We start from the raw sequence: 25,400 nt of genomic DNA on the forward strand, positions 1-25,400 counted from the left end.
TCCCACAGGTTTCGCGGTGAATACAAATCCTGTGGGAGCTGGCTTGCCAGCGATTGGGCCCACCCGGGTCTACAGCGAAAGCCGCACCGCCAACGCCGCCAACGTCACCAGCAACACCGGCACCGTCAGCACAATCCCGACGCGGAAGTAATAGCCCCAGCCAATGTGAATGCCCTTGCGCTCCAGCACATGCAACCACAACAAGGTCGCCAGACTGCCGATCGGAGTGATCTTCGGCCCCAGGTCGCTGCCGATCACGTTGGCGTAGATCATCGCTTCTTTGATCACGCCGCTGGCCTGACTGGCGTCGATCGACAGCAAGCCGATCAGTACCGTTGGCAGATTGTTCATGATCGACGACAGCAGCGCCGTCAGCACCCCAGTGCCCAGGGCCGCGCCCCACACCCCGTGCTCAGCGAACACGTCCAGCCATCCGGCGAGGTAACCGGTGAGCCCGGCGTTGCGCAGGCCGTACACCACCAGGTACATGCCCAGCGAGAAAATCACGATCTGCCACGGCGCTTCTTTCATAACCTTGCGCGTGGAGATCTTGTGGCCGCGCGCAGCGATGCCCAGTAGCAGCGCAGCACACACCGCCGAAATCGCGCTGATTGGAATGCCCAGCGGTTCCAGAGCGAAGCAGCCAATCAACAGGATCACCAGCACCGCCCAACCGGCATAGAACGTCGCCTTGTCGTGGATCGCGGTTTGCGGGTTTTCCAGTTGTGCAGGATCGTACGCCGCCGGGATGTCGCGGCGAAAAAACCACAGCAACATGCCCAGCGTCGCCGCCACGCTGACGAAGTTGACCGGCACCATCACCGCTGCATAGCGGTTGAAGCCGATGTGGAAAAAATCCGCCGAAACGATGTTGACCAGGTTCGATACCACCAGCGGCAGGCTTGCCGTGTCGGCAATGAACCCGGCGCCCATGACGAAGGCCAGCGTCGCCGCCGGTGAAAAGCGCAGTGCCAGCAGCATCGAAATTACGATCGGCGTGAGAATCAGCGCCGCACCGTCATTGGCGAACAACGCCGAGACCAGCGCACCGAGCAGCACCATGAAGGCAAACAGTTTGCGCCCACTGCCCCGCCCCCAACGCGCCACGTGCAGCGCCGCCCAGTTGAAAAAGCCAGCCTCGTCGAGCAACAGGCTGATGATGATCAGCGCCACGAAGGTGCCGGTGGCGTTCCAGATGATCTGCCAGACCAGCGGGATATCCGTGAGGTGAACGACGCCAAAAATCAACGCCAGCACGGCGCCCAGCGTTGCACTCCAGCCGACGCCGAGACCTTTGGGTTGCCAGATGACGAGGGTGATGGTCAGCAGGAAAATCAGTGACGCAGCGAGCATTCGCAGAAGCCTTCAAATAGCGAAACGGGTGGAAGTCGAACAAATGTGGGAGCGAGCCTGCTCGCGAAAGCGGTGAGCCAGACATGAAATTATTATCTGACACACAGCCTTCGCGAGCAGGCTCGCTCCCACAGTGAGTTTCGGTGAGCTTATTTCTTGTGTTGCTCGACGAACTGGCCGTAGGCATCGATGAATTTCTGCAGGAACGGTTTCACCGAGTCGCTCAGCTTGCCCGCTTCATCAAACGCGGTGCCCGCACCGCCCAGATACGCTTCCGGCTGTTGCAGGCAATGAATATCGAGGAAAACGAACGTCTGACGCAGGTGCTGGTTGGCGCCGAAGCCGCCGATGGCGCCTGGCGAGACGCTGATCACCGCACCGGGTTTGCCGCTCCAAGCGCTCTGGCCATAAGGACGCGAACCGACGTCGATGGCATTCTTCAACGGTGCCGGGATCGAGCGGTTGTACTCGGGGGTAACAAACAGCACCGCGTCGGATGACGCCACTTTCTGACGGAAAGTGCTGTAGGCTGCCGGCGGAGAAGCGCCGTCGATGTCTTCGTTGTACAGCGGCAGCTCACCGATTTCGACAATCTCGAGCTTGAGATTGGCCGGCGCCAGTTCGGCGAGGGCCAGTGCGACTTTGCGATTGATCGATGCTTTGCGCAGGCTACCGACCACTACAGCGACGTTGTAGACATTGCTCATGGATGACTCTCGATGGTCCGTGGGAAGAGTCGCTAGTTATAGATGATCCAGTGACGCTTTCACCAGTGGTCATTGGTTTTTCCTGCGCGGCGAATATTTTTTTCCTGTAGGAAAACTTACCGAGCTTGGTGACGGTCTACAAAGCCGCAAATCAAGCGTTTTATCTCCAGAGGTTCTAAGCAGATGGCAGCAGTACTCGTCGGTCAGTTTCATGCAAGAGATGCGGAAGGCCGTGTTTATTCCGTGCATGAATTCCAGGAATCGAACCCGTCTGCAGACGGATCCACTGGCTCGGAGCCCATTTACAGACTGGCCATTGGCGATCGGGTCAACAAGGTCAGTGACAGCGAGTTTCTCCTGGTTCAATCAGGCATTACCCTGATTCGCGAACCTGAGCCAACCGTCGCTCAATAACCCAGCGTTATGAGCAGAAGTCATGCGAGCGGACTTGGGGTAGGATTCAGCCTCTGACCCCACTGCTGAACATGGACTTCACGCATGCGTTTACGCCACATCGAAGTGATTCAGGCGCTCTTGCAGACCGGTCACCTGGGCACCGCCGCCGAATGGCTGCAATTGCCGGTGACCGAGGTCGAAGAGCGTTTGCGCGAAGCCGAGAGTCAGTTGGGGTTCATGCTGTTTGCCAGCGTTCGCGGGCGCCTGCAATCGACCCCCGAAGCGCGCGCCTTGCAAGTGGAAATCGCGCACATTTATGAGGCGCTGGAACCGGTGCAGCGTCTGGCCAGCAGCCTCAAGCAATACCTCGCCCCGCCCTTGCGCATCATCGGCACCCCGCCGCTGGCCCAACAATTGCTGCCACAAAGCCTTGCGACCCTGCGTCGGCGCTTGCCGGACGCACCTTGCAGCCTGCTCAGCGCGCCGACTCGCGACATCGTTCGCAGCCTGTTACTGCGCGAAAGCGATCTGGGCCTGAGCCTGCACGATCCCGAACATCCCGATATCCATTGCCAGCCGCTGGCCCAGGGCAAGCTGCAATTGCTCGCTCCGCACGGCTGGCTGCAACCGAAACAGAAATACATATCCCTGGCAGATCTGGCCGGTCAGGCCATGGTCGGTCTCGAAGGGCATGATCCGCTGAGCCCGGCACTGGAAAACAAACTCCAGGCCTTGCGCCCGGCGCCAAGCATTCAGACCCGCGTGCAGACCCATCAGATGATGCGCAGCATGGTCGAGGCCGGCGAAGGCCTGGCGATCGTCGACCCCTTCACCGCGTTGGGCGCCCGCGCCGGTGGGCTTGACGTCTGCCCGCTGTCACCGGCAGTGCCGATCAGCCTCTACGCCCTGACCTTCAAACATGCCGCGCCGTCGGCGGCGATTCAGACACTGCTGACCATCGTCATGGAACAAGCCGAGGCGATGTTGTCGAGCTGAGTGGTTTTTCCAGCGGATTATCGAACAGGCGATACCAGAACAATGCGACTTCGGCGGTGTGCGGATCGATGCCGCGATAGCGCAACTGGTCGATGCCGCCGATCACATAACCGCAGCGCTCATACAGCCGACAGGCGCCGAGGTTGTTGTTCTGGGTTTCGAGCATGATGCCCGGCAGCTTCTTCTTGCGACTCCAGAACTGCGCGACATCGAGCAACGCCTTGGCCACGCCGTGGCGACGGGCCGGGGCATGCACCGCCAGTTCATCGATGTGGGCAAAGCCGTTCCAGTTGGTGCTGATCACCAGGTGACCGACCGGCTCGTCGTCCAGGTACGCCATGAAAATCGCACTGTCGGGCGCGTTGTGAAAGGCGCTGAACTCTTCCGGATCGATGCCGTAGCACTTGCGGTACGGCACGATTGGCGTCACCGGCCACTGCTCGACCGGCTTGCCGATCACGGCAGCGCCATAGGCGGCCACCTCGAAACTGAAGTCGCTGCCCCAGATATACGGCGCAAAACCTTCATCGGCGACCCGCACCGACAACCCTGGGTATTTCGGATTCATGACCGGTTGCATACTGGGAAAAGTCCTCATTCCTTGACGCAGCCGACAGTGTCGACCTTGCTGTCGCGATGGATGATTGCCAGCGCAAATTTCAACTCTTTGTACATGAGGCTCAGTGTCCTGAGGCGGCAGATTTGCACCTGACCAGTGCACTCAGGGTAGAGGGTTGCGACGAATGTGGCGAGAGTGGCAACTTGGCTCCATGTCGCCAAACGCAAAAAATCGCTGCCTTCCTGGTCCCTACTATGGAATGCAATCCCGGTAAGAGCTGCCGAAGGCTGCGATCTTTTGATCTTCGGGTTTTTCAGGCCTGCGCATCAGCCTCGGCAATCTGCGTCCACAACGCCGGCGCTCCCGCCGATTTGGCGATGATTTCCAGCCGCACCAGATGCGCCGCCAATTCTTCTTCGGTCGCCCGGATGATGCGTGCTGGCTGACGATCGACCGGCAGGCGGCGAATTTCGGTAGCCGAGTTGTCGGCACCCTCGCCCGTGCCATTGCCATCGGAGGCGTTGCCGGCCAGCGACAGGCTGGTCTGGCCGCCGGTCATGGTCAGATAGACGTCGGCGAGAATCTCCGAGTCGAGCAAAGCGCCGTGCAGTTCACGGCCGGAGTTGTCGACGCCGTAACGCTTGCACAACGCATCGAGGCTGTTGCGCTGCCCCGGGTGACGTTCCCGGGCCATCATCAGGGTGTCGAGGATGGTGCAATGCTGGGTGATGTCAGCGCGATCGTGCTGGCCCATCAAGGCGAATTCGTTGTTGATGAAGCCAACGTCGAACGCCGCGTTGTGGATGATCAGCTGTGCGCCCTGGATGAACTCGAAGAACTCGTCGGCGACTTCGGCAAAGCGCGGCTTGCCGACGAGAAATTCGTTGGTGATGCCGTGCACACCGATCGCACCTTCGTCACTTTCGCGATCCGGTTGCAGGTAAACGTGGAAATGCCGGCCCGTCAGGCGCCGACCGATCAGTTCGACGCAACCGATTTCAATGATCCGGTGACCATCGGTCACCGGCATGCCGGTGGTTTCGGTATCGAGTACAACGGATCTGGTGGCCATCAGTGCTCAGCTCTCAACGGGTCAATCGGGCAAAGGCGCGGATGTTAACACGCTCGGCGGGGTGTTTCAGTCAGACCGTGGCGAGCCCTTCGCGAGCAGGCTCGCTCCCACATTGAATGCATTCCAATTCAAGGCCTGGAATACATTTCCCTGTGGGAGCGAGCCTGCTCGCGAACGGTCACGCCACAGAAGCGAAATCAGCTCTGCTTGTAACCGCGAACTTCATCCACTCCACGGTTAGCCAGTTGGTCAGCGCGCTCGTTACCATGATGACCAATGTGCCCGCGCACCCATTTCCAGGTGACTTTGTGGCGATTGACCTGCTCGTCCAGCTCTTTCCACAGGTCGGCATTCTTCACCGGCTCTTTCGCGGCGGTTTTCCAGCCGCGCTTCTTCCAGTTGGCCATCCACTCGTTGATGCCTTTCATCACGTATTGCGAGTCGGTGACCAGCAGCACGTCGCAGGGGCGCTTGAGCGCTTCGAGGCCACGGATCGCGCCGAGCAGCTCCATGCGGTTGTTGGTGGTGTTGGCCTCGCCGCCCCACAGTTCCTTTTCGACGCCCTTGCACACCAGCAGCGCGCCCCAGCCGCCGGGGCCGGGGTTGCCCTTGCAGGCACCGTCGGTGAACAGTTCTACGGTGTCGACGCTTTCCACGCTTTCGCTCATGCCAGTCTTTCCAGAAAAATGCCTGTCCTGCCAATCACGGATCGACAATGACCGCGGCCGGGACAAGCCCGGCCACAAATAAAAGAAGATTTACGGTTCGATGCGGCGGCGGTTGACCTTGGCCATCGGCAGCGGAATCAGCTTGCCCATCGGCTCGCGGCGTTCCTGGCGCAATGGCCGCAGCCCCACCACGATCTTGCGCGCCACCAGCAGATAGAAGCCACCGCCGGACAGCTGCCAGTCACCGGCCTTGCGTTCCCAGCCGGCCAGACGGTTCTGCCACTTGGGCGACGCGAGCGGCGGACGATAGCACCCGAAGCGGCGTTTCTCCAGCGCGAAGCCGAGCAGATTGAGCCAGTCGGCGACCCGCGACGGGGAGATGCAGCGCGCCTTGCGCAGGGCATCATTGGCGAAGAAATGCCGCAGCCCCCAAGTGCTCCAGGGGTTGATGCCGATGATCAGCAGATGCCCGCCGGGGCGCACGCTGCTCGCCGCTTCACGCAGTAAACCGTGGGGCGAAAGGCAGAAATCCAGGCCATGCTGCATCACCACCACGTCGGCGGCGTGCTCGCTCAACGGCCAGGCCTGCTCTTCGCAGACGATCTCGACCCCGGGCAACGGCGCGCCAAGACGCACGTTACGCTGCACCTGCGGCGCGGCCGGCGGGGTTTCGGCGGACGGGCCGTAATGCACAAGATAACCGCCGAAGAAGCGGCCGAGCTCGTCGTCGAGCATGCGCCGCTCTTCATCCAGCAGAAATTGCCCGAGCGGCCCCGACAGCCATTCGCGGGCGGCGCTGATCAATGCCAGCCAGTCGGGATCGGCCTGAGCGAACGCTTTATCGGTCATGTCATTCTCCAACGCGCCAGGAACTACTAAGATGCGCCAATGTTTTCCGCTTGGCGAATTCCGACGATGATACAGATCAGTGCCCTGCCCGCGTTCACCGACAACTACATCTGGTTGTTACAGGATCATCAGACCCAGCGCTGTGCGGTGGTCGATCCAGGCGACGCCGCCCCGGTGCAGGCTTGGCTCGAGGCCCATCCGGGCTGGGTGCTCAGCGATATTCTGATCACTCACCATCACCATGACCATGTCGGCGGCGTCGAGCGCCTGAAAGCCGCGACCGGCGCCAAGGTCTACGGCCCGGCCAGCGAAAGCATTCCGGCGCGTGACGTAGCGCTCAAGGACAACGACAGCGTCAGCGTGCTCGGCTGGGACTTCGACGTCTATGCGGTGCCCGGTCATACCCTGGGGCACATCGCCTATTACCACCATGGCCTGCTGTTCTGCGGCGACACCCTGTTCGCCGCCGGTTGCGGCCGGTTGTTCGAAGGCACGCCCGAGCAGATGTACCACTCGCTCAGCCGTCTTGCGGCCCTGCCGGAAGATACGCTGGTGTACTGCACCCACGAATACACCTTGAGCAATCTGAAATTTGCCGCCGCCGTCGAGCCGGGCAATCCGGAAGTCGCCGCCCGTCTGGAAAAGGTCACCCAGCAACGGCAGAACGGCGTGATGACATTGCCGTCGACTTTGGCCCTGGAAAAGCTTACCAATCCGTTTTTACGCACTTCTGAAACATTGGTTACACAAAAAGTGGACGAACGGGAAGGCGCTCAAAACCGGGAGCCGAGCGAGGTATTTGCGGCTCTGCGGGCATGGAAGGACAAGTTCTGACAAGCGCACCGGCCGGGACAAAAATTCTCAATGGTTGACCGCAGGGGGTGCGCTTTCTAGAATCGCCCGACATTTTTGCCCGGAACTTACTTCCAGCCAATGTCGTCATCCATACGTAAGTCCGTCAATTCAGATGCTTTGACCCGCTTGGCGCAAGCCATCGCGGTGGCTGTGTCCGCCACGCTGGCGGGTTGCTCCAGCCACGCTCCGCAGACTGAAGCGACGCACACGCCGAACATTGCTGCGCGAGCCAAGCAGAAGCCGATCTGGCTGACCGAGAAGCCCACTCCCGTGGCGCCCCAGGACATCTGGGAACGCATGCGCCAGGGCTTCCAGTTGCAGGAAGGCCTTGGCGTCAATCCGCGCATCGAGCAACAGCGCCTGTGGTTCGCCAGTAATCCCTCTTTTCTCGAGAATGCCGGCGAACGCGGCAGCCTCTACATTCATTACATTGTCGAACGCCTCGAAGAGCGCAACATGCCGCTGGAACTGGCCCTGCTGCCGGTGATCGAGAGCGCGTACAACCCGATGGCCTACTCCCGCGCCGATGCGGTGGGCCTGTGGCAATTCATTCCGTCCACCGGGCGCTACTTCAACCTGCGCCAGACGCGTTTCTATGATGGCCGTCGCGACATCACCGCCTCGACCACGGCAGCGATGGATTACCTGACTCGCCTGCACGACATGTTCAACGGCGACTGGCTGCTGGCTCTGGCGGCCTATAACGCCGGTGAAGGCACCGTCAGCCGTGCGATCGAGCGCAACGAGAAGCTCGGCCTGCCCACCGACTACTGGAACCTGCCGCTGCCGGCGGAAACCCAGGCCTATGTGCCGAAGTTGCTGGCACTGTCGCAAGTGGTACTGGCGCCGGAAGCCTACGGCGTCAACCTCAACCCGATCGCCAACGAGCCGTACTTCCAGGTCGTCGAAATCAACCAGCGCATGGACCTGTCCAAGGTCGCTGCGGTGGCGAACATCGATGAAGACGAACTGTTCCAGCTCAACCCCGCGTTCAAACAGCGCACCACCATCGACGGCCCGCAGCATCTGCTGGTGCCGACGTCCAAGGCGCAACTGCTGACCGCGAGTCTGCAGACCATGCGCCCGGACGAACTGATCAGCCCGCGCTCGCTGAAACCGGTGTTCGAAGGCGCCGATCCGTCGGAAGTGGCACAGCTCAAACGCGCCTATCGGGTCAAGCGTGGCGACAACCTCGGCTCCATCGCCAAGGCCAACAAGGTCGAAGTCAAGGATCTGCAGCGCTGGAACAAGCTGACCGGCAAGAACCTCAAGGTCGGCCAGACCCTGGTCATGCAGGACAACACCAAGCGTGTACCGGCGCGCAAGTCCGGTCGGGTCAACACCGTGGTCGCGGCGAATACCAAGAGCAAAGGCAAGGACGAGAGCAAGCAGCAGACCCGGTACAAGGTCAAGCGTGGGGACACTCTGTACGTGGTGGCGAAGCGCTTCAACGTTGAGATGCAACATCTCAAGCGCTGGAACCCGGGTGCGGGCAAGGCACTCAAGCCTGGGCAGATGCTCACGGTTTATCAGCCGCACTGATTGAAGAGCCCCTGAATTCAGGGGCTTTTTATTGCCGATTGCTTTGTGCCAGGCGAAACACTGTGGCGAGGGGATTTATCCCCGCTGGGGTGCGCAGCGGCCCCGTTTTTTTCGGCATCTTGAAGAAGGGGGACTGCTGCGCCGTCCCAGCGGGGATAAATCCCCTCGCCACAGATAAATCCTCCTCGCCGCAGATAAATCCCCTCACCACAGGAACAAATCAGCTCAACATCGTGTAGCGATTAACCCGGCATTAACCCGCATCTTTTTCCTGTCCAGACAAGCTGTTACTGTACGGCCCACAAAGCCCAAGCCGCTGGATCGGATCTGACTTGAAGCGTGCCCTCTCCCTGCTCCTGATCAGCCTGGCCTTGAGCTCACCCGCAAGCGCGACGATTACCGAAAGTCACGGTTATGCGCAGTTCGGCACGCTCAAGTACCCGGCCAGATTTACCCACTTCGACTGGGTCAACCCGCAAGCGCCCAAGGGCGGTACGTTGCGGGTGATGGCGTTCGGCACCTTCGATACGGTCAATCCGTACACTTTCAAGGGCACCAGCCCGGTCACGACCGCCAATTTTCTCCAGTACGGCATCAACGAGCTCAACGAGCCGCTGATGGTTGGCACCGGGCAGTATTCGCCGTCCGGCGACGAACCCGCGTCGAGTTACGGGTTGATCGCGCAATCGGTGGAGTACAGCGAAGATCGCAGCTGGGTCGTCTTCAATTTGCGCCCCGAAGCGCGCTTTCACGACGGCGCGCCTGTTACCGCCTACGACGTGGCGTTCTCCTATCGAACGCTGCTCAAGGACGGTCATCCGCTGTATCGCACGGCCCTGCAGGAAGTGCTGCGGGTCGACATCCTCAACAAGCAGCGAATTCGTTTCGTGTTCAAGCGCTCGGGCAATCCGCTGTTGATCCTGCGCCTGGGCGAATTGCCGGTACTGCCGCAGCATTACTGGAAAGACCGCGACTTCAAAGCCACCACCTTCGAGCCGCCGCTGGGTAGCGGGCCGTACCGCATCACGTCGGTCACGCCGGGTCGGCAGCTGATTTTCGAGCGGGTCAAGGATTACTGGGGCAAGGACTTACCGGTCAATCGCGGCAAGTACAATTTCGATCGCATGGAAGTCGAGTTCTACCGCGACAGCGATGTCGCCTTCGAAGCGTTCAAGGCCGGCGAGTTCGACATCTACATCGAGCATCAGGCGAAGAACTGGGTCAACGGTTACAACTTCCCTGCTGTACGTCGTGGCGAAGTGATCAAGGTGCAGATCCCGCATCAGATCCCGACCCAGACTCAGGGCCTGTTCATGAACAGCCGCCGCGCGACCTTCGCCGATGTCAGGACGCGCGAAGCGTTGGGTCTGATGTTCGATTTCGAATGGACCAACCGCGCGCTGTTCAGCGATGCCTATAAACGCACCACCAGCTACTATCCCAACAGTGAATTCAGCGCCTCGGGTTTGCCGGTCGGGCATGAATGGCTGATGCTCAAGCCTTACAAGGAGCAGTTGCCAGCCCGGCTGTTCACCGAGCCGTTCACCCTGCCGAAAACCGACGGCCGTGGCATCCCGCGCGAGACCATGCGTAAAGCCCTCGCCCTGCTCGCCGAGGCCGGTTGGAATCTCCACGGCCAGCGCCTGCAAGACAAAGACGGCCAGCCGCTGCGTTTCGAACTGCTGCTGGTCAATCCGAGCCTGGAGCGGCTTTATCAGCCGTACATCGAGAATCTCAACAGCATCGGCATCGACGCGCGCCTGCGTACCGTTGATCGCGCCCAGTACAAACAGCGCCTCGACCAATTCGATTTCGACATGATCTCGATGACCCTCGGCCAGACCCTGAGCCCGGGCCTTGAGCAGTGGCAGTACTTCCACTCCAGCCAGGTGAACGTCAAGGGCAGCAAGAATTACGCAGGCATCGCCCATCCGGTGGTCGATCACCTGCTCGAACAATTGCTCGCCGCGCGCACCCGCGACGAGCAGGTCGCCGCCGGCAAGGCGCTCGATCGCGTGCTGCTCTGGCAGCACTACAGCATTCCCAACTGGTACCTCAATTATCACCGTCTGGCCTACCGCAACCGGTTGGCCTTTGTCACCACGCCGCCCTACACCCTGGGCCTGAGCGCGTGGTGGCTGAAGTCTTCGGAGAAAGATCGATGAACGCTGTGCGCACCCTGCTCATGCAGGCCGTCGGCTTGCTGTTCGCCGGGCTGGCCTGGGCCGCCCCGCAACACGCCGTGACCCTGTACAACGAGCCGCCGAAATACCCGGCCGATTTCAAGCATTTTGACTATGTGAATCCCGATGCGCCCAAGGGCGGCGTGTTTCGTCAGGCCGGGTTCGGCGGCTTCGACAGCCTCAACCCGTTCATCAACAAAGGCGTGCCCGCCGATGACATCGGCCAGATCTACGACACCCTGACCAAACACAGCCTCGACGAGCCGTTCACCGAGTACGGCCTGATTGCCAGCAAGATAGAAAAAGCCGATGACAACAGTTGGGTGCGTTTCTACCTGCGCCCGGAAGCACGCTTTCACGACGGCCACCCGGTGCGCGCCGAAGATGTAGTGTTCAGCTTCGAGACGCTGACCAAGGAAGGCTCGCCGATGTTTCGCGGCTACTACAACGACGTTTCCGAAGCCATCGCCGAAGACCCGCTGAAGGTCTTGTTCAAGTTCAAGCACAGCAACAACCGCGAGCTGCCGCTGATCCTCGGCCAGTTGCCGGTCCTGCCGAAACACTGGTGGGCCAGCCGCGACTTCAACAAGGGCAATCTGGAAATCCCATTGGGCAGCGGCCCGTACAAGGTCACCCAAGTGAAGGCTGGCCGTTCGGTACGTTACGAGCGGGTCAAGGATTACTGGGGCAAGGACTTGCCGGTCAACCGTGGCTTCTACAACTTCGACACGATGACCACCGACTATTACCGCGACAACACCGTCGCCCTCGAAGCGCTGAAGGCCGGGCAGTTCGATTACTGGCTGGAGATGACCGCGAAGAACTGGGCCAGCGCCTATAACGTTCCGGCGGTCACCGAGGGCCGTTTGATCAAGGAACTGATCCCCAACAGCAACCCGACCGGCATGCAGGGCTTCGTCTTCAACCTGCGCCGCCCGGTATTCCAGGATGTGCGCGTGCGTCAGGCGCTCGGGCTGCTGTTCGACTTCGAATGGACCAACAAGCAATTGTTCAACGGCGCCTACGTGCGCACCCGCAGTTACTTCGAGAACTCGGAAATGGCCGCCACCGGCCTGCCCGACGCCGATCAGCGGGCCATCCTCGAACCGTTCCGCAGCAAACTGCCGGCTCAGGTATTCAGCGAAGCCTTCGAAAATCCCAAGACCGACGCCAGCGGCATGATCCGCACCCAGCAGCGCGAGGCGTATCAACTGCTGCAAGAGGCCGGCTGGAAAATCGTCGATGACAAAATGGTCGACGCCACCGGCAAACCAGTGGTGATCGAATTTCTTCTTGCCCAGACCGAATTCGAACGGGTGCTGCTGCCGTTCAAGCGCAACCTCAGCGACCTCGGCATCGATCTGGTGATCCGCCGCGTCGACGTCTCGCAGTACATCAACCGCGTGCGCTCGCGGGATTTCGACATGATGGTCGGCAGCTTTCCCCAGTCCAATTCGCCGGGCAACGAGCAGCGCGAATACTGGATGAGCGCCGCCGCCGACAAGCCGAGCAGCCGCAACAGCATGGGTCTGAAGGATCCGACCGTTGACCAACTGGTGGAAAGCCTGATCAACGCCGACTCGCGCAAAAGTCTGGTGGCCCACGCTCGGGCCTTGGACCGGGTGCTGCAATGGGGCTACTACGTGGTGCCGAACTGGCACATCAAGAGCTGGCGCGTGGCTTATTGGAACCACATCGGCCACCCGAAAACCTCGCCCAAGTACGACATCGGCATCAACACCTGGTGGGTCAAGCCTGACGCCAAGCCTGCCGTAGAAGTCGAAACCCAATTGCAAGCCGACCCTGCGGGCACGGAGTAATCAGATGCTGGCGTATATCTTTCGGCGACTGCTGCTGATCATCCCGACCCTGTTCGGCATTCTGCTGATCAACTTCGTGATCATTCAGGCCGCGCCCGGCGGGCCGGTCGAGCAGATGATCGCCAAGCTCGAAGGTTTCGAAGGCGCCACCAGCCGGATTGCCGGCGGCGGTGCCGAGGTCGCGGTGGCCGGTTCGTCCTACCGTGGTGCGCAGGGTCTGGACCCGGCGCTGATCAAGGAAATCGAGCACATGTACGGGTTCGACAAATCGGCCCCGGAACGTCTGTGGATCATGGTCAAGAACTACGCGCAGCTGGATTTCGGCGACAGTTTCTTCCGCGACGCCAAGGTCATCGACCTGATCAAGGAAAAGATGCCGGTGTCGATCTCGCTGGGGCTGTGGAGCACGCTGATCATGTATCTGGTGTCGATCCCGCTGGGCATCGCCAAGGCCACGCGGCACGGCAGTCACTTCGACGTATGGACCAGTTCGGCGATCATCGTCGGCTATGCGATCCCGGCGTTCCTGTTTGCGATCCTGCTGATCGTGGTATTTGCCGGCGGCAGTTATCTGGACTGGTTCCCCCTGCGCGGGCTGACTTCGAACAACTTCGATGAGCTGAGCCTGGGCGGCAAGATCCTCGATTACTTCTGGCACCTGGCATTGCCAGTGACGGCGCTGGTGATCGGCAACTTCGCGACCATGACCCTGCTGACCAAGAACAGCTTTCTCGACGAGATCAACAAACAGTACGTGGTCACCGCCAAGGCCAAGGGTCTGACCCGCCATCGCGTGCTTTACGGCCACGTGTTCCGCAACGCCATGCTGCTGGTGATTGCCGGTTTTCCGTCGGCATTCATCGGTATCTTCTTCACCGGATCCCTGCTGGTGGAAGTGATTTTCTCCCTCGATGGCCTCGGCCTGATGAGTTTCGAAGCGGCGATCAATCGCGATTACCCGGTGGTGTTCGGCACCCTGTTCATCTTCACCCTGCTCGGGCTGGTGGTGAAACTGATCGGCGACCTGACCTACACCTTTGTCGATCCGCGTATCGACTTCGCCAGCCGGGAGCATTGAGATGAACCTGTCCCCTCTCAACCGCCGACGCTTCGAACTGTTCAAGGCCAACAAGCGTGGCTGGTGGTCGCTGTGGCTGTTTCTGATCCTGTTCGGCCTGAGTCTGGGCGCCGAGCTGATTGCCAACGACAAGCCGCTGGTCGTGCATTACGACAACAACTGGTATTTCCCGGCGATCAAGCGCTACCCGGAAACCGCGTTCGGCGGCGAATTCCCGCTGGAAGCCAACTACAAGAGTCCGTACATCCGTGAGCTGCTCAAGGCCAAGGACGCGTGGATTCTCTGGGCGCCGATCCCCTACAGCTACCAGAGCATCAACTACGACCTGAAAGTCCCGGCCCCGGCGCCACCCTCGGCGGACAACCTGCTGGGCACCGACGATCAGGGCCGCGACGTGTTGGCGCGGGTGATCTACGGCTTCCGCATTTCCGTGTTGTTTGCGCTGACGCTGACCGTGCTGAGTTCGATCATCGGCGTGATTGCCGGAGCGCTACAGGGGTTCTACGGCGGCTGGGTCGATCTGGCCGGGCAGCGTTTTCTCGAGATCTGGTCGGGTCTGCCGGTGCTGTATCTGTTGATCATCCTCGCCAGTTTCGTCCAGCCGAATTTCTGGTGGCTGCTGGGCATCATGCTGCTGTTCTCGTGGATGAGCCTGGTCGATGTGGTGCGCGCCGAGTTCCTGCGCGGGCGCAATCTGGAATACGTGCGCGCCGCCCGCGCGCTGGGCATGCAGAACGGCGCGATCATGTTCCGCCACATCCTGCCCAACGCCATGGTCTCGACCATGACCTTCATGCCGTTCATCCTCACCGGCGCCATCGGCACCCTGACCGCGCTGGACTTCCTCGGCTTCGGCTTGCCGGCCGGCAGTCCGTCGCTGGGCGAACTGGTCGCGCAAGGCAAGTCCAATTTGCAGGCGCCGTGGCTGGGCATGAGTGCGTTTGCCGTGCTGGCGCTGATGTTGAGTCTGCTGGTGTTCATCGGCGAGTCCGCTCGCGATGCCTTCGACCCGAGGAAGTGAAATGAATCAGGACAATCTGATCGAAGTGCGTGACCTCGCCGTCGAATTCGGTTTCGGCGAGCGGGTACACCGCGTGGTCGAGGGCGTGAGCTTCGACATCAAGCGCGGCGAAACCCTGGCGCTGGTCGGTGAATCGGGCTCGGGCAAATCGGTCACGGCGCATTCAATCCTGCGCCTGCTGCCCTACCCCATGGCGCGGCATCCGGCCGGCAGCATCAATTACGCCGGGCAGAACCTGCTGGATTTGAGCGAGAAGACCATCCGCCACATTCGTGGCAACCGCATCGCGATGATCTTTCAGGAGCCGATGACCTCGCTCAATCCGCTGCATTCGATCGAGAAGCAGATCAACGAAGTGCTCGGCATCCACAAGGGCCTCAGCGGCAAAGTCGCGACCAAGCGCACTTTGGAGCTGCTGGAGATGGTCGGCATTCCCGAGCCGCACAAGCGTCTCAAGGCCCTGCCCCATGAATTGTCCGGCGGCCAGCGCCAGCGGGTGATGATCGCCATGGCCCTGGCCAACGAGCCGGAATTGCTGATTGCCGACGAACCGACCACCGCGCTGGACGTGACCGTTCAGCTGAAAATCCTCGATTTGCTCAAGGATCTTCAGGCTCGATTGGGCATGTCGCTGTTACTGATCAGTCACGATTTGAACCTGGTGCGAAGAATTGCGCATCGCGTATGTGTCATGCAGCGCGGTTGCATCGTCGAACAGGCATCGTGCGCAGAGCTGTTCCGTTCGCCGCAGCATCCGTACACTCGGGAATTGCTCGGCGCGGAGCCCAGCGGCGGCCCGGCGAGCAATGAAATCGGCGCGCCGCTGCTCGAAGTCGAGGACCTCAAAGTCTGGTTCCCGATCAAGAAAGGCCTGCTCAAGCGCACGGTGGATTACGTCAAGGCAGTGGACGGCATCAATTTCAGCCTGCCGCAGGGTCAGACCCTGGGGATCGTCGGCGAAAGCGGTTCCGGCAAATCCACCCTCGGTCTGGCGATTTTGCGGCTGATCGGCAGCAAAGGCGCGATCCGCTTTGAAGGCAAGCAGCTAGACTGCCTGACGCAGAGTGAGGTTCGCCCGCTGCGGCGGGAGATGCAGGTGGTGTTTCAGGACCCGTTTGGCAGCCTGAGCCCGCGCATGTGCGTCAATGACATCGTTGGCGAAGGCCTGCGGATACACAAGATGGGCACCGCGACCGAACAGGAAGCGGCGATCATTGCGGCATTGAAGGAGGTAGGTCTGGATCCGGAAACCCGGCACCGCTACCCCCACGAATTTTCCGGAGGGCAACGGCAGCGAATCGCCATTGCCCGGGCCTTGGTGCTGAAACCGGCGCTGATCCTGCTGGACGAGCCGACTTCGGCCCTCGACCGCACGGTGCAGCGGCAAGTGGTGGAGCTGTTGCGTTCACTGCAAGCCAAGTACAACCTGACGTATTTGTTCATCAGCCATGACCTGGCTGTCGTCAAAGCGCTGAGCCACCAGCTGATGGTGGTCAAGCATGGCCAAGTGGTCGAACAGGGAGACGCGCAAAGTATTTTTGCCGCCCCCCAACATCCGTATACACAGCAGTTGCTGGAGGCCGCTTTTCTGGCACCAGCCACTGCGCAATAACCTGAAAGAGGAGCAACACATGGGTTTTCTCGCCGGTAAGCGCGTACTGATCGTCGGTGTCGCCAGCAAGCTGTCCATCGCATCCGGCATCGCTGCCGCCATGCATCGCGAGGGCGCTGAGCTTGCCTTCACTTATCAGAACGACAAACTCAAGGGTCGCGTCGAAGAATTCGCACAAGGCTGGGGTTCGAGCCCTGAGCTGTGCTTCCCGTGCGACGTGGCCAGCGATGAAGAAATCGCCAAGGTCTTCGAAGAGCTGAGCAAGAAGTGGGACGGCCTGGACTGCATCGTGCACTCCGTCGGCTTCGCCCCGGGCGACCAACTGGACGGCGACTTCACCGAAGCCACTACCCGTGAAGGTTTCCGCATCGCTCACGACATCAGCGCCTACAGCTTCGTGGCCCTGGCCAAAGCCGGTCGCGAAATGATGAAAGGCCGCAACGGCAGCCTGCTGACCCTGTCGTACCTGGGCGCCGAGCGCACCATGCCGAACTACAACGTGATGGGCATGGCCAAGGCATCGCTGGAAGCCGGCGTCCGTTACCTGGCCGGTTCCCTCGGTCCGGACGGCACCCGCGTCAACTGCGTATCGGCTGGCCCGATCCGCACCCTGGCCGCTTCCGGCATCAAGAACTTCCGCAAGATGCTGGCTGCCAACGAAGCGCAGACTCCGCTGCGCCGCAACGTCACCATCGAAGAAGTCGGCAACGCCGGCGCCTTCCTGTGCTCCGACCTGGCGTCGGGCATCAGCGGTGAAATCATGTACGTCGACGGCGGCTTCAACACCACCGCGATGGGCAACATCGAAGAGTGATCTTCCTGTAGCCAATAGAAAAACCCGCCGGATCCGGCGGGTTTTTTTATGCCTGCAGCACGGTTGCCGCACTACATATGTACCGCCACCGACCCTGCCCTGCCTTTGATACTCGGCGCTCGATGCTTATCAGCCGCCAGGGAGGCGCAGATGAACGACACACCGGTACATGAACAGACGCTTATCCACAATCTCATCGCAGAATTGACCGCCGTACCGGTGGTCACCGCCGCCACGCCGGCGCGCACGCTGGAGGTTCCTCGTCCATGCCTGCTGCGCGAATGGATGGAGCTTTACTGGACCGCCCTCGAACGCCCCGAGTTTCTCGACTGGGCCAGTCGTTTTCACATCGACCTGGATACCTTGCAAATCAAAGGCGATACCCTGCAAGCGCAAACACCCTCGAACGGCTCCAGCGATGTTCGCACGTTCACTCTGGAAGATGATTCGGGCTGGTGGCAGATGGCGCCGATGCTGCTGTCGATTTCCCAGCGTATCGATCCTGCGGGGCTGGGCCTGCCCTATATCGGCGGTAAATCCGCCAACCCGCTGTATCGCTTCCCACGGCAAGTGGTGCTGGCGTTCTACGGTTACCCGGAACCGCAAAACCAGATTCAGGCCCGCGTCATCCTCACCGAACTGAAGAAAACCGGTCTGGCTGCCATCGATGAGAACGGCCACAGCACGTCGGCTGTGGTAAAGGAACGCAACGCGCAACTGGAGGATTTCAGGGCGATCGCCGATCGAATCGATGCGGTGTTGCTGGCGAGCGATCCGTTCGAGCAACGAGGCTTTCTCGATACGCCGGTAACGCTTGCTTCGGCCTCTGTTTCCGCTCCTGTCAGAGGCCCGCGCCTGAAATTGGGCGAGCTGCTGCGTCGCGATGAATTTGCGCTGCCGGAAGATGCGGGACAAGCCAAAGCGCTTGCGCAACGCCTGCGACAGCACAGTTGGCCTGAGCTGCCGTACGTCAGTGACTACGTGCAGACCGGCACCCCCATCCGCAGCTATCGCGAAGACTTCGGCGATCTGGAGGACGTCCGGCATATTGGGCGACGCCTGGAAGTTTTGAGCTGGAACAAGGCACCCAAAGCCAGAATCGATTACGAGGAATTCAGCGAGCCCCATCCGGATTCCACGCTCGCGGTGCAGATGGCGCTGGGCCAGGAGCGCTTGCAGATATTCAGCTCCAATGCGGATTTTCAAGCCATCTTGCAACAGCACGGGTTACCCGCCGACAGTCAATTGCTGGTGACCGAGTCCGGTCATGTCGGCACGGCCAGCGCCAAAGGCTGGGTCAACCTGACGACTGAGGTGGAAAAGCATTCCGATCTGAAACTTCATCGCGACCAGCTTAAAGCTCAGGCAGGCGAAGCCGGCGGCGCCCTGCGCTCGAGCGGTAAAGTCACCCTCGGGCAAATGTTGCGTTTCTACGAGCTACCGTTGCCAAAAACTGTCGAGCAAGCCCTGTCCCTGGCGAAATGGGACAAGATCAATCTGCACATGCGTCCCGGGCACATGAATCAGTGGTATCTGCTGGGTCAACCCTGGACGAAGACCGAGCGGTTCACCGCGCAGCAACGTCAGAGCATCATCGATACCACCCAGGCTTTTTTGCCCCAAGACTCGCCGCCATTGATCGACTACCTCAGTGAAGGGGTCGACACCGATCTGCCGCTCAATACCCTCAAGGCAAAAGCCGACTACCTGATCAGTCGTATCCTGATCACGTCGCGCGCACGGACGCTGGGCAACCAGTTGGTGAAGAACCTCGGAGCGCCGTCTCACAAAAAACGCCTTCTGGCCACCAACCGCGAACGGCTGTTGCTCGCTGCATTGATTCTCAGCCTGGAACCGAGCGCCGGCGAGGATATAAACCGAATCGTCGCCCAGCGCCTGGAGGGCAGTGATTTCTGGGGCGACAGTTATGACGAAGTGCGCCGGTTCATCGACCGGCAACCCCAACTCGCATTGGTCAAGAACAAGACATTGGCGACCCACCTGTTATTGTCCGGCATCTCGCCGGAGTTTCTCATCCGGGGCATTCCTCGATCACTGCCTTATATGAGTTGCCTGCGCTGGGTGAGGCTGAAACAGGTCGTGCTGTATATCGAAAGACGCCTGCCGGGCGCGGCGCGCTTGATGACCTACGAGCAATTGCGCGAGCTGACGAAAGGCCCGGCGCCGGCTGATTTCTACAAGTTTCTGCGCGAGGAGCCGTGTGCCTCGGTCGTAGTGGACTGGGCGGTTGCACGAGGGCTGATCCAGCGCGATGCCGACTTTCAAGTCACGGTCTATGACGCCGCCACGCTCAAGCAAGCCGATCTGCTCTTTCGCAACCACAATCGTCTGATTTACGATTTTTACCGCCGGGCCTTCCAGTCGTCACCGCCCACCCCCGCCACTATTGCCCTCGCGGATCTGCGCAAGATCTTCGCTGATTCCCCTCACCTGACAGAGAAGGCACTGTTTGTTCCAGCCTCGGACGCTGATACAACCGGGCCACATTATTCCCTGAGCCAATTACACATTGCCGGCAAGCTAACGGGTGACATGCAGGGATGGCAATCGAGCAATGCACAATTGCAACTGCCATCGATGATTGCCTCGCTGCCCAGACTGAACAACGTGGCAAGCGCTTTTCATGCAGCGCTGGCGGCGCGCCTCAAGCATATGAAGGACGCGCATGTCGCGATTCTCAAGGAAGCGTTCTGCCGGTTGCCGTTGGCGCAACGGCTCGACCTCGAAGACAACACCCTGGAATTGCTCGCGCTGCGGCCAGTATCGGCAGCCACGGACAAACTTGCCAAGGCCGGCACGGCGCCGTTTGGCATATTGGCACTGCTGCATGGGCGGCCAACCAGAGTCTTCGAGATTTTCACCAGCAGAGATGAAGTGGTGCTGCGTCGCGATATCGACATCGCATTACTCAAACCCTTGGTGGCGAAAGAAGCGGCGAAAACGCTGCCCCTCGACGACGAAGCCTATAAAAACGGCTCCAAGCCTCGCTTGAACGCCACCTGCAAGGCGTTCATTACTCGCCTCGATATTGAGGGCGCACCACTGGCGCAACAGGCACGCACCGCCGTGCCCGATACCTTCGCCTCCAACAGAGTCAACGCCATTGCCAGCACCGCCGTCCGGCATCTGTTCGATGCTTATGAAGCGAAAGCCTTGCAAGACGCGTTGCGCATGCCCGAACTCGAGGATGCCGCGGCCAGTCACGAGAAATGGCTGGCGTTTTACCAGAAGCTGAGCCCGCCCAAGCGCTGAGCACTGGCGAATCCGGCGATGAATCGGCTGACGCCTTCGCGAGCAGGCTCGCTCCCACAGAGATGGTGCTGAACTGAAAAATTCTCCGCGCCATCGAAACCTGTGGGAGCGAGCCTGCTCGCGAAGACATTCGATCAGCCAGCATCAAATTGCCTGACCCACCGCCATCGCGGGCAAGCCCGCTCCCACGGGATTCAAGGGAGTCTGTGGGAGCTGGCTCGCCAGCGATGGTGGCGGTGCTAGCAGCCTTTCAGAGCTTGCTTGTGCGCATACATCGCGCCATCCGCATCGGCCAGCAGCCGATCAACGGTTTCGTGGCGCGTGGGGTCGTATTCGATCTGGCCGACGCTGAAGCGAATCGCGTAACCGCGGTGCAGCGTGGCGTTGCGCTCTTCGAGGATTTCCTTGAGCCGCGCCATGATCCGCGTGGTTTCAACGTGGCTGGAGCCGGTCAGCAACGCGACAAACTCATCGCCGCCCAGGCGTCCGACCACGTCGCTTTCACGAAAGGCAATGCGCAACACATCGGCGAAGGTCTTCAGCGCACTGTCGCCTTCGGCATGGCCGTACAGATCGTTGATCTGCTTGAAGTCGTTGAGGTCGAAAAACAGCAGCGTCGCCGGCCGGTTCAGGCGCGCGCACGCATCCAGTGCATGCTGGGCCAGTTGCTTGAAACCACGGCGATTGGACAGCAGCGTCAACTCATCCATGCTCGCCATCTGCACCGCCATCAACTCTTGCTCGGCCATCTCCGCGAGGTCACGCAGCAGCGCGCGCTCTTCGTCATCGAGATGGCGAGGTTTGGTATCAATCAGGCACAAGGTGCCCATTTTGTTACCGTCCGGCACGGTCAGTGGGTACCCGGCGTAAAAGCGAATATTCGGCGCGCCGGTAACCAGCGGATTGTCATGGAAGCGCAGATCTTCCAGCGCATCGGGGACCAGCATCAGCTCGTTCTGCAGAATCGCATGACCGCAGAACGAGACATCGCGGGACGTCTCGGTGGCATCCAGCCCCACACAGGACTTGAACCATTGGCGATCCTTGTCGACCAGCGTGACCAGAGCGATCGGCACGTTGAACAAACGCTTGGCCAAGCGCGTAAGGCGATCGAAACGTTCCTCTGGCTCCGAATTGAGATTCAGGCCATGCAGCGCGTCGATACGTGCAGCTTCATTGGCAGGCTTTCCGGGCACCAGCATGCGCACACTCCGTAGACAGTCATGCGTTGAGCGTAGCGCTAAATCGCCGAGGCTTCACATTTGCGCCACCGGACACGGCCCGCCGGCATCGGCCCAGAGTTTGAATTGCGCGACGAAAATATCGTGCGGCACTGGCACCGGTGCGCGCCCTGCCCCGGGATTCCAGCCCCAGAGCACCAGTTTGTCTTCGCTGACGTGTTTTAACAGCGCGGCGAAATCCCGGTCGCCATTGCTCGCGCGGTCCTTGATCATCGCGCAGAGCTTGTCCGATGGCAGGCCGATCCAGGCCATTTTGTGCGCCGCCGGCGGTAGGCTCCAGTGCGGCGCACCCGGCGGCGCATGAGGGCCGTAACTGGCCGGCGGGTTGCTTTCGGCGTGGCAGGTCGCGCAGGGCAAACCGGCAGCGCCCTTGCCGTCCATGCCGCGCACCACATTCATCGCGTGCGGGATGCCGGCGTCGAACTGCAACGGCGAATCGCCGGGAATGTGGCAATCTGGCAGCGCGGGCTCTGAAAGACTTTCTGCACCGTGCCAAAGGCTTTCAGAGCTTCCTGATCCTCGGCAAACAGGTCCGAGGCGTAGCCACCGAGACCGAGCAACACGACGGTGCCCAACACAAGATGTCGTTTCATCTCACACCCCCGACAGTTGCAGTGGCAGTTCGCGCAGGCGTTGCCCGGTCAAGGCGAACACGGCGTTGGCCACGGCCGGCGCGGTCGGTGGAACACCGGGCTCACCGATGCCGCCGGGTTTTTCGCTGCTGGGGACGATATGCACTTCCACCACCGGCATTTCGTTGAGCCGCAACACCTGATAATCGTGATAGTTGGACTGCACGACGCCGCCGTCCTTGACGGTGAGTTTGCTGTGCAACGCCATGCCGAGACCGAAGGTGATGCACGATTCCATCTGCGCGGCGATGCTCTGCGGATTCACTGCAATGCCGCAGTCCACCGCGCAGACCACCCGATGCACGCGGATCGCCAGATTGTCCTGCGACACCTCGGCGACCTGCGCCACATAGCTGCCGAACGACTCGTGTACCGCCACGCCCAGAGCATGCCCGTCCGGCAACGGTGCGCCCCAATTGGCCTTCTCCACCGCCAGATTGAGCACGCCGAGGTGGCGCGGGTGCGCCTTGAGCAGCGTTCGCCGGTACTCCACCGGATCCTTGCCCGCCGCCGTCGCCAGTTCATCGATCAGCGATTCCATGACGAAACCCGTGTGGGTATGGCCCACCGAACGCAGCCACAACACATTGATGCCGGTCTGCGGCGAATGCAGGTCGACCTGATGATGAGGCAGATCCTTGATGTACGGACTGTCGGCCACGCCCTCGACCGAGGTGGCATCGATGCCGTTCTTGACCATCGTCGCCTCAAGCATCGTCCCGGCCATGATCGACTGCCCCACCAGCACATGCTGCCAGCTCATCGGCAAACCATCAGCGCCCAGCCCGACCTGCGCCTTGTGCAGATACATCGAGCGGTAGTAGCCGCCGCGAATGTCATCCTCGCGCGCCCACACAGTTTTCACCGGCAAGCCCGCTGCTTTCGCCACTTGCACGGCTTCGGCGACGAAATCCGAAGTCGGATTGGCACGGCGACCGAAGCCACCGCCGAGAAATTCCGTGTGAATTTCGACCTGCTCGGGCTTGAGCCCGGTGATCTTACTGGCGACCATTTGGTCGAGGGTCTGAAACTGCGTGCCGGTCCAGATCTCGCATTTGCCGGCGCTGATTTTCACCGTGCAATTGAGCGGTTCCATCGGCGCGTGGGCCAGGTAAGGCACGCTGTATTCGACCTCGATTTTCTTCGCGGCTTTGCCGAAATTGGCCTTGGCGTCCCCCGCCTGCGTGGCGGAAGTACCCGGCGTCGCTGCCAGTTTGCGGAAACTCTCCAGCAGTTTTTCACTGCTCATGTCGGCCAGCGGCCCAAGATCCCAATCGACCTTCAGCGCATCACGGCCCAGCTTCGCCGCCCAGAAATGCTCGGCCACCACCGCTACTCCGCTGGGCACCTGCACCACCTTGTGCACGCCGGGAATCGCCAGCGCTGCGGCGCCTTCGAAGGATTTCACCGTGGCACCGAACACCGGCGCGCGGGCGACCATCGCGGTCATCAGGCCTTCGAACTGCACGTCCATGCCGAACTTGGCGCGGCCGGTGATTTTCTCCGGGGTGTCGAGGCGCTTGGTCGGTTTGCCGATGACTTTCCAGTCCTTGGCTTCCTTGAAAGTGATGGTTTTCGGATCCGGCACCGGCAGTTGCCCGGCGGCATCGGCCAGTTCGCCGTAGGTCGCGCGTTGGCCTCCGGCGATCACCACGCCGGACTCCGTGCGAATCGTCGACGGCGCGACGTCGAAGCGTTTCGCAGCCGCTTCCACCAGCATCTGCCGCGCCGTCGCCCCGGCCAGTCGGTAGCGGTCGAATTCCATCCAGGTCGACGTCGAGCCGCCGGTGATCTGCATGCCGCCAAACGCCGGCAAGCCGTAATCGGCCGCCGAGGCTGGCGAGTGTTGCACGCTGATTTTCGACCAGTCGGCGTCCAGTTCTTCGGCGATCAGCATGGTCAGGCCGGTCCAGATGCCCTGGCCCATTTCCGAATGGCCGAGCAGCACGGTGACGCTGTTGTCCGCCGCGATGCGCAGGAACGCGTTGGGCGCGAAGGTCTTGTTCTGATTTTCTGCCGCGCGGGCAAAGCGATTGGCCCCGGGTACCACGAACGCCACCATCAAGCCGCCGCTTAACAGTGCGCTGCCCTTGAGAAACCCGCGACGCGATACGGGACTGTTCATCGCTCCTCTCCCAGAGAATGACTCAGCCGATTTCGGCGGCGCGTTTGACCGCAGCGCGTATGCGCGGATAGGTGCCGCAGCGGCAGATATTGCCGGAGAGCGCCTGATCGATATCGCTGTCGGTGGGCTTGGGAATTTTCGCCAGCAACGCGGCGGCGGACATGATCTGCCCGGACTGGCAGTAACCGCACTGCACCACGTCCAGCTCGGCCCAGGCCTGCTGCACCGGGTGCGAGCCATCGGTGGAAAGGCCCTCGATGGTCAGAATTTTCTGCCCATGGGCGACGGCAGTGGCCGGAGTGATACAGGAACGTAATGGCGCGCCGTCGACGTGCACGGTGCAGGCACCGCACTGGGCCATGCCGCAACCGAACTTGGTCCCGGTCAGGTGCGCGACATCGCGCAGAACCCAAAGCAGCGGCATGTCGGCGGGGACATCGAGCTCCTGATCCTTGCCATTGATATTAAGGGTCAGCATCGGCGGATTTCCTCAGGCTCACGGGGGTGCGAAGGGGCGTCGCTGTGGTCGGAAAAACCTACGGAAGCCCGCGCTTATCCCTTTCAGCAAAGCCTAATTTGCGCTTGAAGCCAGACGTTGTGACCA

Annotated in this window: 20 protein-coding genes and 1 pseudogene; 11 read left to right on the forward strand and 10 right to left on the reverse strand. The window is 60.9% G+C overall.

Annotated features, from left to right (window positions below):
- Positions 1 to 69: 69 nt before the first annotated feature.
- Together JWU58_RS16620 and JWU58_RS16625 are read right to left on the reverse strand one after the other, a co-directional pair.
- Entirely contained in the window at positions 70 to 1,353 is a 1,284-nt protein-coding gene (locus JWU58_RS16620) for an arsenic transporter (protein ID WP_206420566.1), read from the reverse strand.
- Between the two features lie 149 nt (positions 1,354 to 1,502).
- Entirely contained in the window at positions 1,503 to 2,060 is a 558-nt protein-coding gene (locus JWU58_RS16625) for an NADPH-dependent FMN reductase (RefSeq protein WP_123441682.1), read from the reverse strand.
- Positions 2,061 to 2,243: 183 nt separating this feature from the next.
- On the opposite strand from JWU58_RS16625, the gene JWU58_RS16630 reads away from it, so the two are divergent.
- Entirely contained in the window at positions 2,244 to 2,474 is a 231-nt protein-coding gene (locus JWU58_RS16630) for a hypothetical protein (RefSeq protein ID WP_016774209.1), read from the forward strand.
- A gap of 84 nt (positions 2,475 to 2,558) precedes the next feature.
- Positions 2,559 to 3,452 (forward strand): LysR family transcriptional regulator, encoded by an 894-nt coding sequence (locus tag JWU58_RS16635; protein WP_123441683.1) that lies wholly within the window; start codon positions 2,559 to 2,561, stop codon positions 3,450 to 3,452.
- Here JWU58_RS16635 and JWU58_RS16640 read toward each other — a convergent pair.
- The 4 genes from JWU58_RS16640 to JWU58_RS16655 all read right to left on the reverse strand — a co-directional run bounded on the left by JWU58_RS16640 (position 3,418) and on the right by JWU58_RS16655 (position 6,600).
- Positions 3,418 to 4,032 carry a GNAT family N-acetyltransferase gene (locus JWU58_RS16640; RefSeq protein WP_016774208.1) on the reverse strand — a complete coding sequence of 205 codons (615 nt, stop codon included), beginning with the start codon at positions 4,030 to 4,032 and terminating at the stop codon, positions 3,418 to 3,420. The genes JWU58_RS16635 and JWU58_RS16640 overlap by 35 nt on opposite strands.
- A 292-nt stretch (positions 4,033 to 4,324) precedes the next feature.
- Complete coding sequence (gene dnaQ / locus JWU58_RS16645) at positions 4,325 to 5,083, reverse strand: DNA polymerase III subunit epsilon (protein ID WP_024012494.1); 759 nt, start codon at positions 5,081 to 5,083, stop codon at positions 4,325 to 4,327.
- A gap of 197 nt (positions 5,084 to 5,280) precedes the next feature.
- Positions 5,281 to 5,751, reverse strand: a complete 471-nt coding sequence (rnhA, locus tag JWU58_RS16650; protein WP_123441684.1) for a ribonuclease HI — start codon at positions 5,749 to 5,751, stop codon at positions 5,281 to 5,283.
- 90 nt (positions 5,752 to 5,841) lie between these two features.
- The gene (locus tag JWU58_RS16655; protein ID WP_041480625.1) at positions 5,842 to 6,600 is read right to left on the reverse strand and encodes a class I SAM-dependent methyltransferase; all 759 of its coding nucleotides are present in this window, start codon (positions 6,598 to 6,600) and stop codon (positions 5,842 to 5,844) included.
- 66 nt (positions 6,601 to 6,666) lie between these two features.
- Here JWU58_RS16655 and gloB point away from each other — a divergent pair, with 66 nt between their 5' ends.
- The 9 genes from gloB to JWU58_RS16700 all read left to right on the forward strand — a co-directional run bounded on the left by gloB (position 6,667) and on the right by JWU58_RS16700 (position 20,798).
- Positions 6,667 to 7,434: a hydroxyacylglutathione hydrolase gene (gene gloB, locus JWU58_RS16660; protein ID WP_123441725.1), complete on the forward strand. Its 768-nt coding sequence runs from the start codon at positions 6,667 to 6,669 to the stop codon at positions 7,432 to 7,434.
- Between the two features lie 99 nt (positions 7,435 to 7,533).
- On the forward strand, positions 7,534 to 8,997 hold the full coding sequence (locus tag JWU58_RS16665) for a transglycosylase SLT domain-containing protein (protein WP_123441685.1): 1,464 nt from the start codon (positions 7,534 to 7,536) through the stop codon (positions 8,995 to 8,997).
- 332 nt (positions 8,998 to 9,329) lie between these two features.
- Positions 9,330 to 11,162 carry an extracellular solute-binding protein gene (locus tag JWU58_RS16670; RefSeq protein WP_123441686.1) on the forward strand — a complete coding sequence of 611 codons (1,833 nt, stop codon included), beginning with the start codon at positions 9,330 to 9,332 and terminating at the stop codon, positions 11,160 to 11,162.
- On the forward strand, positions 11,159 to 13,000 hold the full coding sequence (locus tag JWU58_RS16675; RefSeq protein ID WP_206420567.1) for an extracellular solute-binding protein: 1,842 nt from the start codon (positions 11,159 to 11,161) through the stop codon (positions 12,998 to 13,000). Before JWU58_RS16670 ends, JWU58_RS16675 begins: the two co-directional genes overlap by 4 nt.
- A 4-nt stretch (positions 13,001 to 13,004) precedes the next feature.
- Positions 13,005 to 14,078, forward strand: coding sequence for a microcin C ABC transporter permease YejB (locus JWU58_RS16680; protein WP_016774154.1), 1,074 nt, complete (start codon positions 13,005 to 13,007; stop codon positions 14,076 to 14,078).
- A 1-nt stretch (position 14,079) separates the two neighbouring features.
- Positions 14,080 to 15,099: an ABC transporter permease gene (locus tag JWU58_RS16685; RefSeq protein ID WP_016774153.1), complete on the forward strand. Its 1,020-nt coding sequence runs from the start codon at positions 14,080 to 14,082 to the stop codon at positions 15,097 to 15,099.
- A gap of 1 nt (position 15,100) precedes the next feature.
- Positions 15,101 to 16,711 (forward strand): ABC transporter ATP-binding protein, encoded by a 1,611-nt coding sequence (locus JWU58_RS16690; RefSeq protein ID WP_039763245.1) that lies wholly within the window; start codon positions 15,101 to 15,103, stop codon positions 16,709 to 16,711.
- A gap of 19 nt (positions 16,712 to 16,730) precedes the next feature.
- The gene (gene fabI / locus JWU58_RS16695) at positions 16,731 to 17,525 is read left to right on the forward strand and encodes an enoyl-ACP reductase FabI (RefSeq protein WP_003202751.1); all 795 of its coding nucleotides are present in this window, start codon (positions 16,731 to 16,733) and stop codon (positions 17,523 to 17,525) included.
- 48 nt (positions 17,526 to 17,573) lie between these two features.
- The gene (locus JWU58_RS16700) at positions 17,574 to 20,798 is read left to right on the forward strand and encodes a hypothetical protein (protein ID WP_206420568.1); all 3,225 of its coding nucleotides are present in this window, start codon (positions 17,574 to 17,576) and stop codon (positions 20,796 to 20,798) included.
- A gap of 239 nt (positions 20,799 to 21,037) precedes the next feature.
- Here JWU58_RS16700 and JWU58_RS16705 read toward each other — a convergent pair whose 3' ends face one another.
- From JWU58_RS16705 to JWU58_RS16720, 4 genes and pseudogenes are all read right to left on the reverse strand, one after another.
- Positions 21,038 to 22,000 carry a sensor domain-containing diguanylate cyclase gene (locus JWU58_RS16705; RefSeq protein WP_123441689.1) on the reverse strand — a complete coding sequence of 321 codons (963 nt, stop codon included), beginning with the start codon at positions 21,998 to 22,000 and terminating at the stop codon, positions 21,038 to 21,040.
- 54 nt (positions 22,001 to 22,054) lie between these two features.
- Positions 22,055 to 22,632: pseudogene (locus JWU58_RS16710) on the reverse strand (hypothetical protein).
- 1 nt (position 22,633) lies between these two features.
- Positions 22,634 to 24,796 carry a xanthine dehydrogenase family protein molybdopterin-binding subunit gene (locus JWU58_RS16715; protein WP_206420569.1) on the reverse strand — a complete coding sequence of 721 codons (2,163 nt, stop codon included), beginning with the start codon at positions 24,794 to 24,796 and terminating at the stop codon, positions 22,634 to 22,636.
- 22 nt (positions 24,797 to 24,818) lie between these two features.
- Positions 24,819 to 25,274, reverse strand: coding sequence for a (2Fe-2S)-binding protein (locus JWU58_RS16720; protein ID WP_010459764.1), 456 nt, complete (start codon positions 25,272 to 25,274; stop codon positions 24,819 to 24,821).
- Between the last annotated feature and the right edge of the window lie 126 nt (positions 25,275 to 25,400).

The organism is Pseudomonas atacamensis, assembly GCF_017167965.1.
Classification (GTDB): domain Bacteria; phylum Pseudomonadota; class Gammaproteobacteria; order Pseudomonadales; family Pseudomonadaceae; genus Aquipseudomonas; species Aquipseudomonas atacamensis.

What these genes read in the sequence shown, in the direction of transcription:
- JWU58_RS16620 (WP_206420566.1), bottom strand. Translation starts at nt 1,353, where the DNA reads ATGCTCGCTGCGTCACTGATTTTCCTGCTGACCATCACCCTCGTCATC.
- JWU58_RS16625 (WP_123441682.1), bottom strand. Translation starts at nt 2,060, where the DNA reads ATGAGCAATGTCTACAACGTCGCTGTAGTGGTCGGTAGCCTGCGCAAA.
- JWU58_RS16630 (WP_016774209.1), top strand. Translation starts at nt 2,244, where the DNA reads ATGGCAGCAGTACTCGTCGGTCAGTTTCATGCAAGAGATGCGGAAGGC.
- JWU58_RS16635 (WP_123441683.1), top strand. Translation starts at nt 2,559, where the DNA reads ATGCGTTTACGCCACATCGAAGTGATTCAGGCGCTCTTGCAGACCGGT.
- JWU58_RS16640 (WP_016774208.1), bottom strand. Translation starts at nt 4,032, where the DNA reads ATGCAACCGGTCATGAATCCGAAATACCCAGGGTTGTCGGTGCGGGTC.
- dnaQ (WP_024012494.1), bottom strand. Translation starts at nt 5,083, where the DNA reads ATGGCCACCAGATCCGTTGTACTCGATACCGAAACCACCGGCATGCCG.
- rnhA (WP_123441684.1), bottom strand. Translation starts at nt 5,751, where the DNA reads ATGAGCGAAAGCGTGGAAAGCGTCGACACCGTAGAACTGTTCACCGAC.
- JWU58_RS16655 (WP_041480625.1), bottom strand. Translation starts at nt 6,600, where the DNA reads ATGACCGATAAAGCGTTCGCTCAGGCCGATCCCGACTGGCTGGCATTG.
- gloB (WP_123441725.1), top strand. Translation starts at nt 6,667, where the DNA reads ATGATACAGATCAGTGCCCTGCCCGCGTTCACCGACAACTACATCTGG.
- JWU58_RS16665 (WP_123441685.1), top strand. Translation starts at nt 7,534, where the DNA reads ATGTCGTCATCCATACGTAAGTCCGTCAATTCAGATGCTTTGACCCGC.
- JWU58_RS16675 (WP_206420567.1), top strand. Translation starts at nt 11,159, where the DNA reads ATGAACGCTGTGCGCACCCTGCTCATGCAGGCCGTCGGCTTGCTGTTC.
- JWU58_RS16680 (WP_016774154.1), top strand. Translation starts at nt 13,005, where the DNA reads ATGCTGGCGTATATCTTTCGGCGACTGCTGCTGATCATCCCGACCCTG.
- JWU58_RS16685 (WP_016774153.1), top strand. Translation starts at nt 14,080, where the DNA reads ATGAACCTGTCCCCTCTCAACCGCCGACGCTTCGAACTGTTCAAGGCC.
- JWU58_RS16690 (WP_039763245.1), top strand. Translation starts at nt 15,101, where the DNA reads ATGAATCAGGACAATCTGATCGAAGTGCGTGACCTCGCCGTCGAATTC.
- fabI (WP_003202751.1), top strand. Translation starts at nt 16,731, where the DNA reads ATGGGTTTTCTCGCCGGTAAGCGCGTACTGATCGTCGGTGTCGCCAGC.
- JWU58_RS16700 (WP_206420568.1), top strand. Translation starts at nt 17,574, where the DNA reads ATGCCTGCAGCACGGTTGCCGCACTACATATGTACCGCCACCGACCCT.
- JWU58_RS16705 (WP_123441689.1), bottom strand. Translation starts at nt 22,000, where the DNA reads ATGCTGGTGCCCGGAAAGCCTGCCAATGAAGCTGCACGTATCGACGCG.
- JWU58_RS16715 (WP_206420569.1), bottom strand. Translation starts at nt 24,796, where the DNA reads ATGAACAGTCCCGTATCGCGTCGCGGGTTTCTCAAGGGCAGCGCACTG.
- JWU58_RS16720 (WP_010459764.1), bottom strand. Translation starts at nt 25,274, where the DNA reads ATGCTGACCCTTAATATCAATGGCAAGGATCAGGAGCTCGATGTCCCC.